We start from the raw sequence: 17,495 nt of genomic DNA on the forward strand, positions 1-17,495 counted from the left end.
AACGTCGCGCCTATGCCACCATCCAGGGGATTCCGCCCGGCGTATGACCATCTACTTACTTCCAGCAGACAAAACCCGCAAACCGGGCGATCTTAACGACCCCTCGCAGGATGAAGGCGAGCTGGCCGAGCGCGACCTGAATCCTCCCTGCGTGCTGGTATTCAACGCCAGCGACCCCAGCGGTGCGGGCGGGCTGGGCGCCGACGCCCTCGCCATGGCGTCGGTGGGCGCACACGTCCTGCCCGTCGTCACAGGCGCCTACGCCAGGGACACGGCCGAGATTTTCGACCACTTTCCCTTCGACGAGGAGGCCATTGCCGAGCAGGCGCGCGCCATCCTGGAGGACGTGGAAGTCCAGTTGATCAAGGTGGGCTTTGCCGGCACCCCCGAGGCCCTGAGCACCATCGCCGAGACCGCCGCCGACTATCCCGAGGTGCCCGTGGTGGCCTACATGCCCAACCTTTCGTGGTGGGACGAGAACCTGATCGAGCCCTATCTGGACGCTTTTCGGGAGCTGGTTTTGCCTCAAACGACGGTGTTGGTTGGAAACCACAGTACTCTGTGGCGCTGGCTGCTTCCGGACTGGAACGGCGAGCGTCCGCCCGGTGCGCGCGACATTGCCAAGGCCGCCGGCGAGTTCGGCGTGCCCTATACGCTGGTAACCGGCATGGTGCTGCCCGAGCAGTTCATCGACAACGTTCTGGCCTCGCCGCAATCGGTGCTCGCCAACGAGAAGTACGAACGGCTCGAAGCCGTCTTCGCCGGCGCCGGCGACACCCTGTCGGCCGCCCTGGCCGCCCTGCTCGCAAGCGGCACCGACCTCGTGGCCGCGACCACCGAGGCGCTGGCCTACATGGACCGCTGCCTCGACGCGGGCTTTCGCCCCGGCATGGGCCATGTGCTGCCCGACCGCCTGTTCTGGGCCGAGCCCGAGGACGACGAAGACGATGAAGACCCGGACGCCGCGCCGGACTTCGCCCTCCCCCCACACGACACCCGACACTGATGACCGACCGCAACGACATTCTTTTCGAGCGCGCCCGCGCCGTGATCCCCGGGGGCGTCAACTCGCCCGTACGCGCCTTCAAGGCCGTGGGCGGCACGCCCCGCTTCATCCAGCGCGCACAGGGCGCCTACTTCTGGGACGCCAACGACAAGCGCTACATCGACTACATCGGCTCCTGGGGTCCGATGATCCTGGGCCATGGCCACCCTGCCGTGGTCGAGGCGGTGCAGAAGGCCGTGCTCGAAGGCTTCTCGTACGGCGCGCCGACCGAGCGCGAGATCGAACTGGCCGAGGCCATCCTCGCGCTGGTGCCGTCGATGGAGATGGTGCGGCTCGTGAGCTCCGGCACCGAAGCCGCGATGAGCGCGCTGCGCCTGGCGCGCGGCGCCACCGGCCGCAAGAGCATCGTCAAGTTCGAGGGCTGCTACCACGGCCACGCCGACGCACTGCTGGTGAAGGCCGGCTCCGGCCTCGCCACCTTCGGCAACCCGACCTCGGCCGGCGTGCCGCCAGAGGTGGTACAGCACACCATCGTGCTCGAGTACAACAACCTGCAGCAGCTCGAAGAAGCCTTCGCCCTGCACGGCAGCGACATCGCCTGCCTGATGATCGAAGCCATTGCCGGCAACATGAACTTCGTGCGCGCCACGCCCGAGTTCGCCAAGCGCTGCCGCGAGCTCTGCACGCAGCACGGCGCCCTGCTGATCTTCGATGAAGTGATGACCGGCTTTCGCGTGGGCCTGCACGGCGCACAGGGCGTGCTGGGCATCAAGCCCGACCTCACGGTGCTCGGCAAGGTCATCGGCGGCGGCATGCCGCTCGCGGCCTTCGGCGGCCCGCGCGCGATCATGGAACAGCTTGCGCCGCTGGGCCCGGTCTACCAGGCCGGCACGCTGTCGGGTAATCCGGTGGCCACGGCATGTGGTCTTGCCACGCTGAAGGAAATTGCAAAGCCCGGCTTCTACGAAGCGCTCGGCAAGAAAACGCGCACGCTGGTCGATGGCCTGAAGGCCGCCGCAGCAGCCGAAGGCCAGCCCTTCAATGCCGACAGCGAAGGCGGCATGTTCGGCTTCTTCCTGATGAAGGACCTGCCGCAAAACTATGCCACCGTGATGACAACCGACAACGCGAAATTCAATGCGCTGTTTCACGGTTTGCTCGATCGCGGCGTGTATATTGCCCCCGCGCTTTACGAGGCAGGTTTCGTGAGCGCAGCCCACAGCGACGACGACATCGCCGCCACCATCGAAGCCGCAAGACAAATCTTCAGGACGCCCTAGCCCATGAACCCCCTGCGCACGTTGCCGGTGCTGAGCATTCCTCTTCTTGCTCTTCTTCTACCCGGCCTGGCAACTGCGCAGTCCTCCTTCGATCCGAAGAACATCTGGATCAACCCGGGTTTCTACTCGGCGCACTTCGACAGTGGCAAGGGCCTGGAGAACGTCAACCAGGGGCTGGGTTTCGAGTACCCGCTGAACGACACCTACCGCCTCACCGCGGGCACCTTCCGCAACAGCGATCGCCGGCAGTCGAACTACGTGGGCCTGTATGTGTTGCCCGTCGAGTTCTACGGCGTGAAGTTCGGCGCCGTGGTCGGCGGCTTCGACGGCTATCCCAACTACCGCAACGGCAACTGGTTCCCGGCCATCCTTCCGGTGGCTGCCATCGAAGGCAAGAACTGGGGCCTCAACATCGCCTACGTGCCGACGATCAAGAACCGGCTGTACGGCGCCATCACCTTCCAACTGAAATACCGGTTCGGAGAATAGGCTCGCCCCCAGGCTTCGCGCACTTCGTGTCGCTTCGCCAACCCCCACCGGGGGCAACACCTGCGGCCCGGCAAAGCCGGTTCCGCGGTGTTCTTGAAGGAGCGTCGTCAGTGCCTGAAGTGGCGCACGCCCGAAAGCACCATCACGACGCCACGCTCGTCGGCGGCATCGATCACTTCCTGGTCGCGCATCGAGCCACCCGGCTGGATGACGCAGCTCGCGCCCGCATCGACCACCACGTCGAGGCCGTCGCGGAACGGGAAGAAGGCGTCGCTGGCCACGGCGGTGTCCTTCAGCGACAGGCCGGCGTGCTCGGCCTTGATGCTGGCGATGCGCGCCGAATCGAGGCGGCTCATCTGGCCCGCGCCCACGCCCATGGTCATGCCGTTGGCGCAGAACACGATCGCGTTGCTCTTCACGTACTTCGCGACCTTCCATGCGAAGAGCAGGTCTTGCAGTTGCTGCGGCGTGGGCTGCTTCTTGCTGACCACCTTGAGGTCGCTGGCCGCGAGCTCATGGTTGTCGGCGGTCTGCATCAACAAGCCTGAGCCGATGCGCTTCACGTCCATCGCATTGCGGCCGTTGTCCCAGTCGCTCGCGCCGCCCGGCGGCAGCGATATCTTGAGAATGCGCACGTTCTGCCGGTTCTTGGTCGCCTGGAACAGCTCCAGTGCCTCGGGCGTGTAATCGGGCGCCATCAGCACTTCGACGAACTGCTTGGAGATCTCCTGGGCCGTCGCGCCGTCGACCGGTCGATTGAAGGCAATGATGCCGCCGAAGGCCGAGGTCGGGTCGGTCTTGAAGGCCTTGCCGTAAGCCTCGGCAGCATCCTTGCCGATGGCAACGCCGCAGGGGTTGGCGTGCTTCACGATCACGCAGGCCGGCACGTCGAAGCTCTTCACGCATTCCCATGCAGCATCGGCGTCGGCGATGTTGTTGTAGCTCAGCTCCTTGCCCTGCAGCTGCTTCGCCGACACGAGCGAACCGGGCGCCGGATACAGGTCGCGGTAGAACGCGGCCTGCTGGTGCGGGTTCTCGCCGTAGCGCAGGTCTTGCACCTTCACGAAGCGGCCGTTGCTTTGCGCGGGGAACAGCGAGCGCTTGGGCGCGGGCTGGCCGATGCTGGCGTCGAAGTCGATGGCCGAGAGGTAGTCGCTGATGGCACCGTCGTAGTCGGCGATGCGGTTGAACGCGGCCACCGAAAACGCGAACTTGGTCTTGTCGCTGAGCTTGCCGTCGGCCTTCAGCTCGGCGAGCGCCACCGCGTACTGCGATGCGTCGGTGAGCACGCCCACGTCCTTCCAGTTCTTGGCCGCGCTGCGCACCATGGCCGGGCCGCCGATGTCGATGTTCTCGATCGCGTCTTCAAGCGTGCAGCCGGGCTTGGCCACGGTGGCTTCGAACGGGTACAGGTTGACCACCAGCAGGTCGATGGTGTCGATGCCGTGTTCCTTGATGGCCGCCACGTGCGCGGGCAGGTCGCGGCGCGCGAGCAGGCCGCCGTGGATCTTCGGGTGCAGCGTCTTCACGCGGCCATCGAGCATCTCCGGAAAGCCGGTGTGGTCGGCAACTTCGGTGACGGGCAGGCCGGCATCGGCCAGCAGCTTGGCGGTGCCGCCGGTGGACAGCAGCTTGATGCCCAGCGCATGCAGCGCCTGGGCGAATTCGAGAATGCCGGTCTTGTCGGAAACGGAGATGAGTGCGGTCTGGGCCATTGGATATGCCGTGGAGTTATTTCAAAAGTTTGTGTTCAACGAGCTTCTTGCGAAGCGTGTTGCGATTCAGGCCCAGCCATTGCGCGGCTTTGGATTGATTGCCTTCCGCGCGCGTCATCACGACGTCGAGCAGGGGTTTCTCGACCACGCGCACGAGCATTTCGTACATGCCGTCGGGTTCGGTGCCACGCAGATCGCGAAAGTAGCTGTCCAGACTGGTGCGCACGCAGTCCTCGATATGTTTCTTGCTCATTGCTTCTTCTCTTTTTCTCAATCGACGGCGCAAGCCGCCTCCTCTTCACCTGGCGACGCCTCTTCGTCCGCCAGGTGCTGCACGGGCATGCGGTCCATGCGGTCCGCCAGCCCGTCGAAATAGTCGCCGACCGCGCGCAGCTGCTCGGCACAGTCCTCGATGGTGTTCATGCGTGCGCGAAACGCTTCTCCGTCGGGCAGCGTGCGCACATACCAGCCGATGTGCTTGCGCGCCGTGCGCACACCGCTGTAGTCGCCGTAAAGCGCATAGTGCTCCACGAGATGGTCGAGCAGCAAGCGGCGCACTTCGGCCACCAGCGGCGGCGCGCGGTGCGTGCCCGTTTCCAGGAAGTGCGCGATCTCGCGGAAGATCCACGGGCGGCCCTGCGCGGCGCGGCCGATCATCACCGCGTCGGCGCCGGTGGCCGCAAGCACGTCGCGTGCCTTCTCGGGAGAGCGGATGTCGCCGTTGGCCACCACCGGCACGCGCACCGCGGCCTTCACGGCGGCGATGGTGTCGTACTCGGCAAAGCCCTTGTAGCCCTGCTCGCGCGTGCGGCCGTGCACCGTGAGCATCTGCACGCCGGCCGATTCGAAATCGCGCGCGAGCTTCACCGCGTTGCGGTGCTCCTGGCTCCAGCCGGTGCGCATCTTGAGCGTGACCGGCACGCCGAAAGGCTGCGCGGCATCGACCACGGCCTGCACGATTTCAAGCGCCAGTGGCTCGTCGCGCATCAGCGCAGAACCCGCCCACTTGTTGCAGACCTTCTTGGCCGGGCAGCCCATGTTGATGTCGATGATCTGCGCACCGCGCTCGATGTTGTAGACCGTGGCCTCGGCCATCATGGCCGCATCGGTGCCTGCGATCTGCACCGCAATGGGGCCCGGTTCGCCATCATGGTTCGCGCGACGCGATGTCTTGAGCGTGCCCCAGAGTTCCTTGCGCGACGTGACCATCTCGCTGACCGCGTAGCCGGCACCGAGTTCGCGGCACAGCATGCGGAAGGGCCGGTCCGTCACGCCGGCCATGGGCGCGACGAACAGGCGGTTTTCCAGCGTGTGGGTGCCGATCTGCAAGGTCATTGGAAAGAGGAGCGTGCGCGTTCGGCTGCTGAAAAATGAGGCACGATTGTAGCCACGCCGCATTTCAGCGACTGAAACGATTTGCGCCCTGGGTACCCGTACAAACACCGGTGCATTCCGGGGCTTTCTCCTGCGGGGTTGCGAAGCACGCGCTGCCTATACTGCGCCGACCTTATGCAAGCCTGGCTCGACTCCCTCATGGCGCTGCTGGCACTGCCGCAGTACGGTCTCTCGACCTTGTTCGTGGCGGCGTTCGTCTCCGCGACGCTACTGCCGGTGGGCTCCGAGCCCTTTCTCTTCGGGCTGCTCAAGCTCAACCCCGACATGTTCTGGCCGGCCATCGCGGTGGCGACCATAGGCAACACGCTGGGGGGCGCAGTCGACTGGTGGATGGGCTACGGAGCGCACAAGGTGGCCGACAAATACTCGCACTCGAAACATCATGTGCGCGTTCTGGGCTGGCTGGAGCGGCTCGGCCCGAAGGCCTGCCTGCTGAGCTGGCTGCCGCTGGTGGGCGACCCGCTGTGCGCGGTCGCGGGTTGGCTCAAGCTGCCGTTCTGGCCATGCGTTGCCTACATGGCCGTGGGCAAGTTCCTGCGCTACATCACCATGACGGTGGCGCTGCTGCAGATCTTCTGATCAGCTCAACAAGGCGTAGGGGCCGCCGCGTTCGAGCGCGCGCTTGTACGCGGGACGCGCGTGGATGCGCTCCAGGTACGCCATCAGCTTCGGCCGCTTCGCATCGAGCCCGCCGCGCGCCTGCGCGGCTTCGACCACGAAGCTCATCTGGATGTCCGCGCCCGTGAACTCGTCGCCGGCGAACCACTCGCTCTTGCCGAGTTCGGCTTCCATGTAGTTCAGATGGCTTGCGATGTTCGGATTGATGAACGCCGACTTCGCCTTGGCCGAGATTGCCTTGGCGATCGGCTTCGCGAAGAAAGGCATCTTGCTCGTCTCGATGCGATCGAACACCAGCTTGAGCAGCAACGGCGACATTGCCGTGCCTTCGGCAAAGTGCAGCCAGTAGCGATAGCGCAGCGCCTCCGGCGAACCGGCCGCGGGCGCGAGGCGACCGTGGCCGTAGCGCTCGACGAGTGTCTCGATGATCGCGCCCGATTCCGCAAGCGTGAGTCCGTCATCCGTCGTTACCACCGGTGACTTGCCCAGCGGATGAATGGCCCGCAGCGAAGCGGGCGCCAGACTGGTTTGCGGATCGCGCTGGTAGTGAACGATCTCGTACGGCAGCTCGAGTTCTTCGAGCAGCCAGAGCACACGCTGCGAGCGCGAGTTGTTGAGGTGGTGGACGGTGAGCATGAAGGCGGGCCTTGGAGGAGAAATAGGGCGCGCGCAGTCTACCCAAGAAACCGGCCTTGGCGACCCAGCCGGATGTGCGGGCCGGCGGCTGCCAGCACTGTGCTCGACGCCTACTTCACCCCGGCCTTGCGCAGTTCGTCAGCCGTGATGCGGACTGATTTCTGGCCACGTTGCACCACGATGGCAGTGTTGGTGCGCACCGCGGCTTCTCGCGCTTCCCGTGCGGCGCGCCGAATCGCGATCAGCGAAGCGGCCAGGTCCTTGTCCTTTGCTTGCATCAGCTGTTCACGGGTCATGGTGCTTCTCCCCATTCGATGAGATCTGGCTCTTCGCCAGCGTTGTCGTACAGCGCCCAGGCATCCACCGCAGCGCGATAACGGTCGTCAAAATTCCGACGCCCCGCCTCGAAACGACGGCGAATCACATCTTCAGGAATGTGATGCCCGCCTTGCCGGACACGTTCCGCCACGCGCGCGACTGCAAATTCTGCCGTCGGAAGCGCCAGAAAGAAAAGGCTCACGTGATAGCCAGACTTCCTCCATGCGCCGATGTGGCGCAGATAGCTCAGTCCCGACAACGTGGTCTCGAAAGCAAAGCTCTCCCGACGACGAACGCACTCGGCAATCTCTTCCAGCATCAATCGCCCGGCCTTGATGGCTTCGGCCTCCGGCGCGAAGGGTGACAGCCCGGCGGCGATCAGATCCGCATTGATGAAACGCGAGATTTGCGCTTCCTGCGGAAGGAAAGCGCGGGCGAAGGTAGTCTTTCCCGCCCCGTTGGGGCCCGCAATGATGACGATCTTGGGAAGGCTCATCAACGGAGCATTTCGCTCGGGAGAGTGGCGTCAGGAGCTGAACAGGAAGTTCATCACGTCGCCATCTTTCACGACGTATTCCTTGCCTTCAGAACGCATCTTCCCCGCGTCCTTCGCGCCCTGCTCGCCCTTGAAGGCGATGTAGTCCTCGAACGCGATGGTCTGGGCGCGGATGTAGCCCTTCTCGAAGTCGCCGTGGATCACGCCGGCCGCCTGCGGGCCGGTGTCGCCGATGTGGATGGTCCATGCACGCACTTCCTTCACGCCAGCGGTGAAATACGTTTGCAGGCCCAGCAGCTTGAAGGCCGCGCGGATCAGGCGGTTCAGGCCCGGCTCTTCCTGGCCGATCTCGGCGAGGAACATCTTCTTGTCTTCGTCGTCCATCTCGGCCAGGTCGGCTTCGATCTTGGCGCAGATGGCGACCACGGGCGCGCCCTGCTTGGCCGCGTATTCGCGCAGGCGGTCGAGATACGGGTTGTTCTCGAAGCCGTCTTCCGCCACGTTGCCCACGAACATCGCGGGCTTGGCGGTGATCAGCGTGAAGCTCTTGACCAGCGGCAGCTCTTCCTTGGTGAAGTCGAGCGCGCGCACCGGCGTGTTCTCGTTCAGCGCGGCCTGGCAGCGCTCGAGCAGGCCGACGAGCTTTTGCGCGTCCTTGTCGCCGGAACGGGCCACCTTGGTGTGACGGTGCAGCGCCTTCTCGACCGTGGCCAGGTCGGCCAGGCAAAGTTCGGTCTGGATCACTTCGATGTCGGAGATCGGGTCGACCTTGCCGGCCACGTGGATCACGTTCTCGTCGTCGAAGCAGCGCACCACGTTGACGGTGGCGTCGGTCTCGCGGATGTGCGCCAGAAACTTGTTGCCCAGGCCTTCGCCGGTGCTGGCACCGGCCACCAGGCCGGCGATGTCGACGAACTCGACGATGGCAGGCACCACGCGCTCGGGCTTGACGATCTCGCTCAGTTGCGCGAGACGGGGGTCGGGCACTTCCACCACGCCCACGTTGGGCTCGATGGTGCAGAACGGATAGTTTTCCGCCGCGATGCCGGCCTTGGTCAACGCATTGAAAAGGGTGGATTTACCGACGTTGGGCAGGCCGACGATGCCGCATTGCAAACTCATGGGAGGTCCTCTTGGGTAACCCGCGATTTTAGGCGAGCATAGTTGCAGGCCCGTCCGGCAGGTCTTCGAGCTCGCATTTGCTTGCTCAAAACCTCAGGGTTAGCACCGACCGGCAAACGTTTGCGCAAACGTTTCCCTCAGCTAACATCGGGGCCCCCGGCAAAGACCGGCGCACCGTTCTGATCAACCACCTCAGGAGACATTCACCATGAAGTTCACCCGCCGTACCCTGCAAAGCGCCGCCGCACTCACGCTGCTGGGCGCCATGGCCGGAACACCCGCCCTCGCCCAGGACAAGCCCAAGGTCGCGCTGGTCATGAAGTCGCTGGCCAACGAGTTCTTCCGCACCATGGAAGACGGCGCCAAGGCGCACCAGAAGGCCCATGCCGCCGAATACACGCTGGTGGCCAACGGCATCAAGGACGAGACCGACACCTCCGCCCAGATCAAGATGGTCGAGCAGATGGTGGCGCAGAAGATCAACGCGCTGGTCATCGCTCCGGCCGATTCGAAGGCGCTGGTGCCGGTGATCAAGGCGGCCATCGACAAGGGCATCCTGGTGGTCAACATCGACAACCAGCTCGACGGTGCCGCACTGAAGGAAAAGGGCATCCTGGTGCCGTTCGTGGGCCCCGACAACCGCGCCGGAGCCAAGCTGGTGGGCGATGCGCTCGCCAAGGAGCTGAAGGCGGGCGACAAGGTCGGCATCATCGAAGGCGTGTCGACCACCTTCAATGCGCAGCAGCGCACGCTGGGCTACCAGGACGCAATGAAGGCCGCCGGCGTGACGGTGGTGGGCGTGCAGTCCGGCCAGTGGGAAATCGACAAGGGCAACACCGTGGCCGCCGGCATGATGCGCGAGCACCCCGACCTGAAGGCCCTGCTCGCCGGCAACGACAGCATGGCGCTGGGCGCCGTGGCTGCGGTCAAGGCCGCGGGCAAGACCGGCAAGGTGCTGGTGGTGGGCTACGACAACATCGGCGCCATCAAGCCGATGCTGAAGGACGGTCGCGTGCTCGCCACCGCCGACCAGTTCGCCGCCAAGCAGGCCGTGTTCGGCATCGAGACCGCGCTGAAGGCCATCGCCGACAAGAAGAAGCAGTCGGAGATGCCCGCCGAAGTGAAGACCGACGTGGTGCTGGTCACCAAAGACTCGAAGTAAGCACGCAGCAAGAGAAAGTACAGACGTTGACAGCATCCGCCGCCATGAATCTCACAACGGCCATGCCCGTGCTCTCGCTGAGCGCCATGGGCAAGGACTATGCGGCGCCGGTGCTGGACGACGTCTCGCTCGTGCTCAATGCCGGCGAAGTGCTGGCCCTCACGGGCGAGAACGGCGCCGGCAAGAGCACCCTGTCGAAGATCGTCTGCGGCCTGGTGCAGCCCACGCGCGGCCAGATGCTGCTCGACGGCAAGCCCTTTGCGCCCGGTTCGCGCCGCGACGCCGAGCGGCTGGGCGTGCGCATGGTCATGCAGGAACTCGGCCTCGTCACCACGCTGTCGGTGGCCGAGAACCTGCTGCTCGACCGGCTGCCCAACAAGACCGGCTGGATCCGCCGCAGCAAGCTGCACGAGCTGGCCGCGCGCCAGCTCGCCAAGATCGGCATGGAAAACATCGACCCGGCCACGCCCGTGGCGCGGCTGGGCATCGGCCAGCAGCAGATGGTGGAGATCGCGCGCAACCTGCAGGACGACACGCGCGTGCTGGTGCTCGACGAGCCCACCGCCATGCTCACCCCGCGCGAAACCTCGCACCTGTTCGAGCAGATCGAGCTGCTGAAGGCGCGCGGCGTGGCCATCGTGTACGTGTCGCACCGCCTCGAGGAACTGCAGCGCATCGCCGACCGCGTCGCGGTGCTGCGCGACGGCCGGCTGGTGGACGTGCGCGCCATGGCCGGCGTGCGCGAATCCGAACTGGTGCAGCGCATGGTCGGCCGTGCGGTGCACGAGCACGAGGGCCGCGACCGCCGCGTGGCGGGCCCCGTGTTGCTGAGCGCGCGCGGCATCGGCCGGGCGCAGGTCGTGCGCGACGTCGACATCGACCTGCGCGCGGGCGAAGTCATGGGCCTGGCCGGCCTGGTCGGCTCGGGCCGGACCGAACTGGTGCGGCTGCTGTTCGGCGCCGACCGCGCCGACCGCGGCGAGATCACCCTTTATGAAAACGGCCAGCCCACGAAGCACGCGCGCAAGGGCTGGCGCTCGCCGATGCAGGCCATCCGCGCGGGCATCGGCCTCGTCACCGAAGACCGCAAGTCGCAGGGCCTGCTGCTGACGCAATCGATCCGCGTCAACGCCACGCTGAGCGATCTTGGCGCTATCTCGCACGCCGGCTGGCTGCAGCGCGCCAAAGAGCGCAGCATTGCGCAGAAGCTGGTGGAACTGCTGCGCATCCGTTCGCGCAGCATCGAACAACCGGTTGCCACGCTCAGCGGCGGCAACCAGCAGAAGGTGGTGTTCGCACGCTGGCTGCACCGCGAATGCAAGGTGCTGCTGCTCGACGAGCCCACGCGCGGCGTGGACGTGGGCGCGCGCGCCGACCTGTACGCCGAACTCGACCGCATGACCGACGCCGGCAAGGCGCTGCTGATGGTGTCGAGCGACCTGCGCGAACTGATGGCCATGTGCGACCGCATCGGCGTGATGAGCGCCGGCCGGCTGGTCGCGGTGTTCGAGCGCGGCGAGTGGACCGAACAATCGCTGCTGGCGGCAGCATTCAGCGACGCGACAGGACGCGCCGCCAGCCCGCCGACGGTATCCCCCGTTTCCGATTCGACCCCGGTCACCGCCGACACACAATGAACGCCGAAGCCTCCACCAAACAAAACCCGCCGGCCTCGCCCTCCGCACTCAAGGGCCAGCTCGGCACCTACCTGGGCCTGACGGTCGTGCTCGTGGGCATGATCGCGCTCTTCGGTTCGCTGAGCGAATACTTCCTGACGCGCGAAACCTTCGTCTCCATCGCGAATGAAATTCCCGCACTGGCCGTGATGGCGGTCGGCATGACCTTCGTGCTGATCATCGCGGGCATCGACCTGTCCGTCGGCTCGGTGCTGGCGCTGAGCGCGGCCGTCACGGCGGCGGCCATCCTCGAATGGAAGCTCTCGGTGCCTGTGGCCGCAGTGCTCGGCCTCGTTACCGGGCTCATCTGCGGCACGGTCACGGGCGCGGTGTCGGTCGCATGGCGGCTGCCGAGCTTCATCGTCTCGCTGGGCATGCTCGAAGCGGTGCGCGGCGGCGCCTACCTCGTGACCGATTCGCGCACGCAGTACGTGGGCGACGCCATCTCGGGCCTGGCCGCGCCGTGGATCGGCGGCATCTCGGCCGCCTTCGTGCTGGCGGTGGTGCTGGTGGTCATCGGGCAGATGGTGCTCACGCGCACGGTGTTCGGCCGCCACGTGGTGGGCATCGGCACAAATGAAGAAGCCATGCGCCTGGCGGGCGTCGACCCGCGCCCCATCCGCATCATCGTGTTCGCCGTTACCGGGCTGCTGGCCGGGCTCGCAGGGCTGATGCAATCGGCGCGCCTCGAAGCGGCCGACCCCAATGCCGGCGTCGGCATCGAGCTGCAGGTGATCGCTGCCGTGGTCATCGGCGGCACCAGCCTCATGGGCGGGCGCGGCTCGGTGATCAACACCTTCTTCGGCGTGCTGATCATCGCGGTACTCGAAGCCGGCCTCGCGCAGGTTGGGGCGAGCGAGCCGAGCAAACGCATCATCACCGGCGTCGTGATCGTGGTGGCGGTGATCATCGACACCCTCCGCCAGCGCCGTGCCGACCGCCGCCTGGCCTGACGACAGCATCCCGCCCCACCAGGAACAGGAAAAGCCATGGCCACCATCAAGGACGTCGCACTCAAGGCGGATGTGTCCGTCACCACCGTGTCGCACGTGGTCAACGACACCCGCCACGTGAGCGCCAAGGTGCGCGAGCGCGTGGAGCTCGCCATCCGCGAGCTGGGCTACGTGCCCAACGCGATGGCGCGCAGCCTGAAGAGCAACACCACCTCGACGCTGGGCATGCTGATTCCCAACAGCTCGAACCCCTACTTCGCCGAGATCGTGCGCATCGTGGAAGACCGCTGCTTCGGCGCCGGCTACACGCTGGTGCTGTGCAACACCGACGACGAGCCTCACCGCCAGAGCGTCTACCTGCAGGTGCTGGCCGAGCGCCGCATCGACGGACTGATCGTGGTGTCGACCGGCGCGGGCGACGACGACTCCCTCATGAAGCAATTGCGCGGCCTGCGCATGCCCACGGTGCTGGTCGACCGCGAGATCGCCGACCCGGCCTGCGACCTGGTGGAAACCGCGCACATGCAGGGCGGCCTGCTCGCGGTGCGGCACCTGCTGTCGCTCGGCCACAAGCGCATTGCCTGCATCGGCGGGCCGGTGGGCGTGATGCCGAGCGAGCAGCGCATCGAGGGCTGGCGCATGGCGCTGGCCGAGACCGGCGCAACGCCCGACATCGCGAATGCCGAAGCGCTGCTGTGGCGCGGCGGCTTCACCAGCCAGGGCGGCTACGAGGCGATGCACGCCATTCTTCGCACCGAGCGCAAGCCCTCGGCCGTGTTCGTCTGCAACGACCTGATGGCCATCGGCGCGCTGCGTGCCGCGCATGAAAGCGGCGTGCGGGTGCCCGACGAACTCTCGATCGTCGGCTTCGACGACATCGAACTCTCGGCCTACACAAGCCCCCCGCTCACCACCGTGGCGCAGCCCAAGGAGCGCATCGGCGCGTTGGCGGTCGACATGCTGCTCGAACGCGTCGGCGGCAAGCGGCGCGACGCGCGCAAGGTGGTGCTGCAGCCCGAGCTGCGAGTGCGCGCCTCGACCGCGCGGCACGCGAGCTTCCGCGAGCCCGCCGCACCCGTCGCGACCGAAACGCCTTCAACGGAAACCCGAAAGTCCCGCACCCCGTGAGCCTGAAGCCTTCTTCTTCCACCAGTTCCATCCAGGCGCCGCGCATCGTGGTGCTCGGCAGCCTCAACATGGACCTGGTGCTGCGTGTGCCGCACGCGCCGGCCGCGGGCGAAACCCTGCTGGGCCATTCCATCGCCAACATTCCCGGCGGCAAGGGCGCCAACCAGGCGGTGAGCTGCGCGCGCGAAGGCGGCCAGGTGCAAATGATCGGCTGCGTCGGCGACGACGCGCACGGCCAGTCGCTGCGCCAGGCATTGGAGCGTGACGGCATCGACACCGCCGCGCTGCGCACCGTGGCGGGCGAGCCGACCGGCACGGCGCTGATCCTCGTGGAGGACAGCGGCCAGAACCGCATCGTGATGATTCCCGGCGCCAACGCCCGGGTCAAGATTGACGAGGCTGCGCTGAAGCAGCAGGTGCAGGGCGCGGCCTTCCTCGTGACGCAGTTCGAGACGCCGATGGACCAGGTCGCGCGCGCCATCGCGGTGGCGCATGGTGCGGGCTGCAAGGTGTTGCTCAACCCGTCGCCGGTGCAGGCGATCGCCGAACCGCTGTGGCCGCAGATCGACACGCTGGTCGTCAACGAGATCGAGGCGCAGACGCTGTGCGGCCAGTCCGCCGACAGTCCGCAGGAAGCGGCCCAGGCCGGCCAGGCCCTGCGCGCCAAGGGCATTGCGCGCGTGGTCGTCACGCTCGGCGCGCGTGGCGCCGTGGCAGTCGATGCCGACGGCGCGCGTCACCATCCCGCGCCGAAGGTGCAGGCGGTCGACACCACGGCCGCCGGCGACACCTTCCTGGGCGCGCTCGCAGTCGCACTGGGCGAAGGCCAGCCCTTCGACGAAGCCGTGCGCCTGGGCATCCGCGCTGCCGCGCTGTGCATCCAGCAGCCCGGCGCCCAACCTTCCATTCCGCAGCGCGACGCCGTGCTGCGCAGCCCCCTGCCTCCCGACTGGATCAAGCTGTGAAACGCTCCCCCCTGCTGCATGCCGAACTGTCCCATGTGATCGCTTCGCTGGGCCATGGCGACATGCTCGTGCTTGGCGACGCCGGCCTGCCGATTCCCGACGGCCCGCGCCGCATCGACCTCGCCGTGGCGCGCGGCGTGCCGCAGCTCACCGACGTGCTGCAGGCCGTGCTGTCGGAAATGCAGGTGGAAGGCATCGTGGTGGCCGACGAGGCGCTGGGCGATGCGAAGAAGCTGCCGAGCTGGTATCCGCAGTCGCTGGGGATCGCGCCGCAGACGGTGTCGCACGAAGAATTCAAGCGCCGCACGGCAAAGGCGCGCGCCGTCGTGCGCACGGGCGAATGCACGCCCTACGCGAACATCATCCTGATCGCCGGAGTGAAGTTCTGAAGCGCCGGCCTGGCGCCGGTCACTCGAACTTGTAGTTCGCGCCCACCGCCTGCCCGACCTTGAGCATGTGCTCCACGCCCTGGATCACGATGCAGTTCATGCCGAAGGTGATGCCGCCATCCACCCGCGCGTCGGCGCGGTAGGTACGCAGCGTGTCGCCGACCTCGGGGCTGCTGAGGGCCGTGGCCGGATCGATGTCGGGAATCGGGCAGCGCGTGCAGGGCTTGACGGGGCGCAGCTCGGCCTCGCCTTCGCCGGTCGTGATGTGCAGCGCGTCGACCCGGTCTTCGTCGTGCGACTCGATGCCCGCCAGCACGATGTTGGGACGGAAGCGCTCGATGCCCACTGCACCGTGGCCCTGCGCCGCGAGGCGTTCGTTGAGTTCCGCCAGCGAGCCCTCGCTCGCCACCAGCAGCGCGTAGCCGTCGGCGAACTGGGTCTGCGCTTCGACGCCGTCGGTCCACTTCATGCTCGACAGGCGCTTGTGCTCGGGGTCGAAGCGCACGAGGCGCAGGGTCTGCGGCTTGCCGGGTTCGGAGAGAAAGTCGCTGAACCACTGTGCGGCGATGTCGCCCATGTCGTAGGCAGCCACGTCGTCCTTCCACACGCGCACCCGCACCGGCTTCTCGACCCGGTCGAAAGCCAGGTGCAGCGCCAGCATGCCGGGGGCGCGCAGCACCACTTCCATGTGCTTCATCTGCGGCTTGATCAGCGCCATGCGCGGCAGCTGCCGCTGGGAGACGAATTCGCCCTGGGCGTCGACCACCATCCAGGCCCGGTCGAACTCCAGGCCGGTCTCGGTCAGCAGCATTTCGGGAAGCTCGACCCCGGCGCAGGACTTGACCGGGTAGACGAACAGGCGCGCGATGGTGGCTTCGAGGTCGAAAGCGGGCTGGGACACGGTGGGGGTTCCTTGGAATTCGGCCGCAATTGTCCCGCATCGCGGCAGCCGGAAGACCTTGGCACCCCGGGGGAAAGGCGCCGGGCGCGGGCTGGCGGGCAACTCCTACAATCGATTCATGGCCCTCCCCCCAGAAGTTTGCATTCGCGGCGCCGGCATCGTCGGCCGTACGCTGGCCCTGCTGCTCGCGCGCGAGCGTGTGCGCGTCGCGCTGGTGGTGCCGCCGGCCACGCAGGGCAAGGAAGACATCCGCGCCTACGCGCTCAACACCGCCTCCCGCACGCTGCTCGAATCGCTGCGCGCCTGGCCCGATGGGGCCCATGCCACGGCCGTGCGCGAGATGCTCGTGCATGGCGACGAAGGCGGCCGGGTGCAGTTCAGCGCCGCGCGCCAGAAGGTCGACGCGCTGGCCTGGATCGTCGACGTGCCCGCGCTCGAACAGCAACTGGCCGACGCGGTGCGCTTTCAGCCCCTGATCGAAGTGGTGACCGAGCCGGTGGCAGCCCCACTCACCGTGGTGTGCGAAGGCAAGGCCAGCACCACGCGCGAAGCCCTCGGCGTGAGCTACGAGGTCACGCGCTATCCGCAGCATGCGATCGCGGCGCGCCTGGAGGCCGGGCAGTCGCACGACGGCATCGCGCGCCAGTGGTTCAACGACAAGGGCGAAGTGCTCGCGCTGCTGCCGCTCGGCGGCGCGCACGGCAAGACGGTCGCGCTGGTGTGGTCGGTCGACCAGTTGCGCGCGCCCGAACTGCTCGCGCAGGGCAACGACGAATTCAACGCCGCCATCACCGAAGCCAGCCACAACGCGCTCGGCGCGCTCAAGCTCACGAGCGAGCGCGGCGCCTGGCCGCTGGCCCGCGCCATCGCCGACCGCTGGACCGGCGCCATGCCCGGGCAGCCGAACCGCTCCTGGGCACTGGCGGGCGATGCGGCCCACACTGTGCACCCGCTCGCGGGCCAGGGCCTGAACCTGGGCCTGGCCGATGCGGCCGCGCTGGCCGACGTGATCAAGAACCGCGACTACTGGCGCAGCGTGGGCGATGCGCGCCTGCTGCGCCGCTACGAACGCGCCCGCCGCGCCGACGTGCTGCAGATGAGCCTGGCGACCGACGGGCTGCAGCAACTCTTTGCGCACAACCTGGGTCCGCTTCCTGCATTGCGCAACTGGGGCATGCGCGGCTTCGACCGCACGCGCCTCGTCAAGCGCTGGATCACGGCGCAGGCCATGGGCCTGAAGGCCTGA

Annotated in this window: 19 protein-coding genes; 11 read left to right on the forward strand and 8 right to left on the reverse strand. The window is 66.8% G+C overall.

Features of this window, described 5'->3' with window-relative positions; translation table 11 throughout:
* The first annotated feature begins 43 nt into the window (after positions 1–43).
* Genes thiD through ACZYSP_RS18550 form a run of 3 tightly spaced genes read left to right on the forward strand, consistent with a single transcriptional unit; the run spans position 44 to position 2,775 of the window.
* The gene (gene thiD / locus ACZYSP_RS18540; protein WP_093056633.1) at positions 44–1,006 is read left to right on the forward strand and encodes a bifunctional hydroxymethylpyrimidine kinase/phosphomethylpyrimidine kinase; all 963 of its coding nucleotides are present in this window, start codon (positions 44–46) and stop codon (positions 1,004–1,006) included.
* Positions 1,006–2,286 carry a glutamate-1-semialdehyde 2,1-aminomutase gene (gene hemL / locus ACZYSP_RS18545; protein WP_093056634.1) on the forward strand — a complete coding sequence of 427 codons (1,281 nt, stop codon included), beginning with the start codon at positions 1,006–1,008 and terminating at the stop codon, positions 2,284–2,286. Before thiD ends, hemL begins: the two co-directional genes overlap by 1 nt.
* A 3-nt stretch (positions 2,287–2,289) precedes the next feature.
* Positions 2,290–2,775 (forward strand): hypothetical protein, encoded by a 486-nt coding sequence (locus ACZYSP_RS18550; protein WP_093078477.1) that lies wholly within the window; start codon positions 2,290–2,292, stop codon positions 2,773–2,775.
* Between the two features lie 107 nt (positions 2,776–2,882).
* On the opposite strand, the gene purH is transcribed toward ACZYSP_RS18550, so the two are convergent.
* From purH to dusB, 3 genes are read right to left on the reverse strand one after another with little or no spacing between them, the layout of a single operon-like run.
* Positions 2,883–4,490 carry a bifunctional phosphoribosylaminoimidazolecarboxamide formyltransferase/IMP cyclohydrolase gene (gene purH / locus ACZYSP_RS18555; protein ID WP_093056636.1) on the reverse strand — a complete coding sequence of 536 codons (1,608 nt, stop codon included), beginning with the start codon at positions 4,488–4,490 and terminating at the stop codon, positions 2,883–2,885.
* Positions 4,491–4,506: 16 nt separating this feature from the next.
* Entirely contained in the window at positions 4,507–4,743 is a 237-nt protein-coding gene (locus tag ACZYSP_RS18560) for a Fis family transcriptional regulator (RefSeq protein WP_007838304.1), read from the reverse strand.
* Positions 4,744–4,760: 17 nt separating this feature from the next.
* A complete protein-coding gene (gene dusB, locus ACZYSP_RS18565) occupies positions 4,761–5,825 on the reverse strand; it encodes a tRNA dihydrouridine synthase DusB (protein ID WP_093056637.1) in 1,065 nt (354 codons plus the stop codon).
* A 174-nt stretch (positions 5,826–5,999) separates the two neighbouring features.
* On the opposite strand from dusB, the gene ACZYSP_RS18570 reads away from it, so the two are divergent.
* On the forward strand, positions 6,000–6,464 hold the full coding sequence (locus tag ACZYSP_RS18570) for a YqaA family protein (RefSeq protein ID WP_093056638.1): 465 nt from the start codon (positions 6,000–6,002) through the stop codon (positions 6,462–6,464).
* On the opposite strand, the gene ACZYSP_RS18575 is transcribed toward ACZYSP_RS18570, so the two are convergent.
* The 4 genes from ACZYSP_RS18575 to ychF form a co-directional block, all read right to left on the reverse strand.
* Positions 6,465–7,139, reverse strand: a complete 675-nt coding sequence (locus ACZYSP_RS18575; RefSeq protein WP_093078474.1) for a glutathione S-transferase — start codon at positions 7,137–7,139, stop codon at positions 6,465–6,467. It lies immediately after the preceding gene.
* Positions 7,140–7,249: 110 nt separating this feature from the next.
* On the reverse strand, positions 7,250–7,435 hold the full coding sequence (locus ACZYSP_RS18580) for a hypothetical protein (RefSeq protein ID WP_093056640.1): 186 nt from the start codon (positions 7,433–7,435) through the stop codon (positions 7,250–7,252).
* Positions 7,432–7,953: an ATPase gene (locus tag ACZYSP_RS18585; RefSeq protein WP_093078473.1), complete on the reverse strand. Its 522-nt coding sequence runs from the start codon at positions 7,951–7,953 to the stop codon at positions 7,432–7,434. The genes ACZYSP_RS18580 and ACZYSP_RS18585 overlap by 4 nt, the downstream gene beginning before the upstream one ends.
* Positions 7,954–7,983: 30 nt before the next feature.
* Complete coding sequence (gene ychF, locus ACZYSP_RS18590; protein ID WP_093056642.1) at positions 7,984–9,075, reverse strand: redox-regulated ATPase YchF; 1,092 nt, start codon at positions 9,073–9,075, stop codon at positions 7,984–7,986.
* Between the two features lie 208 nt (positions 9,076–9,283).
* On the opposite strand from ychF, the gene ACZYSP_RS18595 reads away from it, so the two are divergent.
* From ACZYSP_RS18595 to rbsD, 6 genes are read left to right on the forward strand one after another with little or no spacing between them, the layout of a single operon-like run.
* Positions 9,284–10,237 carry a sugar ABC transporter substrate-binding protein gene (locus ACZYSP_RS18595; protein WP_093056643.1) on the forward strand — a complete coding sequence of 318 codons (954 nt, stop codon included), beginning with the start codon at positions 9,284–9,286 and terminating at the stop codon, positions 10,235–10,237.
* Positions 10,238–10,281: 44 nt separating this feature from the next.
* Positions 10,282–11,874: a sugar ABC transporter ATP-binding protein gene (locus tag ACZYSP_RS18600; RefSeq protein WP_093056644.1), complete on the forward strand. Its 1,593-nt coding sequence runs from the start codon at positions 10,282–10,284 to the stop codon at positions 11,872–11,874.
* The gene (locus tag ACZYSP_RS18605; RefSeq protein ID WP_489015792.1) at positions 11,871–12,866 is read left to right on the forward strand and encodes an ABC transporter permease; all 996 of its coding nucleotides are present in this window, start codon (positions 11,871–11,873) and stop codon (positions 12,864–12,866) included. The genes ACZYSP_RS18600 and ACZYSP_RS18605 overlap by 4 nt, the downstream gene beginning before the upstream one ends.
* Before the next feature lie 36 nt (positions 12,867–12,902).
* Positions 12,903–13,994, forward strand: a complete 1,092-nt coding sequence (locus tag ACZYSP_RS18610) for a LacI family DNA-binding transcriptional regulator (RefSeq protein ID WP_093056646.1) — start codon at positions 12,903–12,905, stop codon at positions 13,992–13,994.
* Entirely contained in the window at positions 13,991–14,959 is a 969-nt protein-coding gene (gene rbsK / locus ACZYSP_RS18615) for a ribokinase (RefSeq protein ID WP_489015794.1), read from the forward strand. The genes ACZYSP_RS18610 and rbsK overlap by 4 nt, the downstream gene beginning before the upstream one ends.
* Complete coding sequence (rbsD, locus tag ACZYSP_RS18620; protein WP_093056648.1) at positions 14,956–15,348, forward strand: D-ribose pyranase; 393 nt, start codon at positions 14,956–14,958, stop codon at positions 15,346–15,348. Before rbsK ends, rbsD begins: the two co-directional genes overlap by 4 nt.
* Positions 15,349–15,367: 19 nt before the next feature.
* Here the strand turns inward: rbsD and ACZYSP_RS18625 are convergent, their stop codons facing one another.
* On the reverse strand, positions 15,368–16,249 hold the full coding sequence (locus ACZYSP_RS18625; protein ID WP_307615870.1) for an MOSC domain-containing protein: 882 nt from the start codon (positions 16,247–16,249) through the stop codon (positions 15,368–15,370).
* Positions 16,250–16,367: 118 nt separating this feature from the next.
* On the opposite strand from ACZYSP_RS18625, the gene ACZYSP_RS18630 reads away from it, so the two are divergent.
* Positions 16,368–17,495, forward strand: coding sequence for an FAD-dependent monooxygenase (locus ACZYSP_RS18630; protein ID WP_489015797.1), 1,128 nt, complete (start codon positions 16,368–16,370; stop codon positions 17,493–17,495).

Source organism: Variovorax sp. F042 (assembly GCF_057814215.1).

Excerpts from the sequence above, each read along its gene's own strand:
- purH (WP_093056636.1), bottom strand. The coding sequence starts at position 4,490 with ATGGCCCAGACCGCACTCATCTCCGTTTCCGACAAGACCGGCATTCTC.
- ACZYSP_RS18595 (WP_093056643.1), top strand. The coding sequence starts at position 9,284 with ATGAAGTTCACCCGCCGTACCCTGCAAAGCGCCGCCGCACTCACGCTG.
- ychF (WP_093056642.1), bottom strand. The coding sequence starts at position 9,075 with ATGAGTTTGCAATGCGGCATCGTCGGCCTGCCCAACGTCGGTAAATCC.
- ACZYSP_RS18585 (WP_093078473.1), bottom strand. The coding sequence starts at position 7,953 with ATGAGCCTTCCCAAGATCGTCATCATTGCGGGCCCCAACGGGGCGGGA.
- ACZYSP_RS18550 (WP_093078477.1), top strand. The coding sequence starts at position 2,290 with ATGAACCCCCTGCGCACGTTGCCGGTGCTGAGCATTCCTCTTCTTGCT.
- ACZYSP_RS18605 (WP_489015792.1), top strand. The coding sequence starts at position 11,871 with ATGAACGCCGAAGCCTCCACCAAACAAAACCCGCCGGCCTCGCCCTCC.
- ACZYSP_RS18600 (WP_093056644.1), top strand. The coding sequence starts at position 10,282 with ATGAATCTCACAACGGCCATGCCCGTGCTCTCGCTGAGCGCCATGGGC.
- dusB (WP_093056637.1), bottom strand. The coding sequence starts at position 5,825 with ATGACCTTGCAGATCGGCACCCACACGCTGGAAAACCGCCTGTTCGTC.
- ACZYSP_RS18570 (WP_093056638.1), top strand. The coding sequence starts at position 6,000 with ATGCAAGCCTGGCTCGACTCCCTCATGGCGCTGCTGGCACTGCCGCAG.
- ACZYSP_RS18575 (WP_093078474.1), bottom strand. The coding sequence starts at position 7,139 with ATGCTCACCGTCCACCACCTCAACAACTCGCGCTCGCAGCGTGTGCTC.
- ACZYSP_RS18630 (WP_489015797.1), top strand. The coding sequence starts at position 16,368 with ATGGCCCTCCCCCCAGAAGTTTGCATTCGCGGCGCCGGCATCGTCGGC.
- thiD (WP_093056633.1), top strand. The coding sequence starts at position 44 with ATGACCATCTACTTACTTCCAGCAGACAAAACCCGCAAACCGGGCGAT.
- hemL (WP_093056634.1), top strand. The coding sequence starts at position 1,006 with ATGACCGACCGCAACGACATTCTTTTCGAGCGCGCCCGCGCCGTGATC.
- ACZYSP_RS18560 (WP_007838304.1), bottom strand. The coding sequence starts at position 4,743 with ATGAGCAAGAAACATATCGAGGACTGCGTGCGCACCAGTCTGGACAGC.
- ACZYSP_RS18580 (WP_093056640.1), bottom strand. The coding sequence starts at position 7,435 with ATGACCCGTGAACAGCTGATGCAAGCAAAGGACAAGGACCTGGCCGCT.
- ACZYSP_RS18610 (WP_093056646.1), top strand. The coding sequence starts at position 12,903 with ATGGCCACCATCAAGGACGTCGCACTCAAGGCGGATGTGTCCGTCACC.